The sequence below is a fragment of the Methylobacterium sp. J-030 genome (assembly GCF_022829545.1).
Taxonomy (GTDB): Bacteria; Pseudomonadota; Alphaproteobacteria; order Rhizobiales; family Beijerinckiaceae; genus Methylobacterium.
The window spans coordinates 1-537 of record NZ_JAKSYM010000160.1 but is presented as its reverse complement, the minus strand read 5'-3'; the positions used below and the strand labels follow the sequence as shown (position 1 = coordinate 537).

The window sequence follows — 537 nt, the reverse complement described above, 5'->3', positions numbered from 1 at the left end:
TCTACCCGATAGGTCCTACGCTGCGGCGCCATGACGGTCGGTCCGATCTATGCACGGATTGGTAGCCTGGGATCAAAAAGCCACTAGGCTGTTTGATGGTTGCCGCTCGAGGCTACGCCGCTGCCGGTCGTACCGCACACGCTCGGCCTCCTCGCGCCACGCGTCCCGCTCGGTCGTCATGGCCTCGACGAGGGCGTGCATGTTGCCGGCGTCGATTGCGGTCTCCACGAGCATGTCCTGGGCCGAGGCCAGTTGATCGCGCAGCTCGGCATTCTCGGCCGCCAGCGCCAGTAGGAGAGCGGCCACGACATCGCTCATTCCTGCTCCCACGACAGCCCGAGGCAGCGCCTCTAGCCGGGCTCAAGCTTGGCCGCAATCGCGTCCGATCATCGCGACTGGACCGGCGGAACCGCACCGAGGCCAAGGTGGTATCAGGCCCCGGTGCTGCTCTCCCGGCGCGTGGCCGGAGCCGATCGCTGAGGGTATGACGGCGCGGCGTGGTTAACGGATCCTGTACGAAGGCCGCTGGGACCGCCT

At 67.0% G+C, this 537-nt stretch carries 1 protein-coding gene; it reads right to left on the bottom strand.

Features of this window, described 5'->3' with window-relative positions; all coding sequences use genetic code 11:
• Nucleotides 1–72 precede the first annotated feature (72 nt).
• Nucleotides 73–318: a hypothetical protein gene (locus tag MKK75_RS09800; RefSeq protein ID WP_244042397.1), complete on the bottom strand. Its 246-nt coding sequence runs from the start codon at nt 316–318 to the stop codon at nt 73–75.
• Nucleotides 319–537: the final 219 nt, after the last annotated feature.

Excerpts from the sequence above, each read along its gene's own strand:
- MKK75_RS09800 (WP_244042397.1), bottom strand. The coding sequence starts at position 318 with ATGAGCGATGTCGTGGCCGCTCTCCTACTGGCGCTGGCGGCCGAGAAT.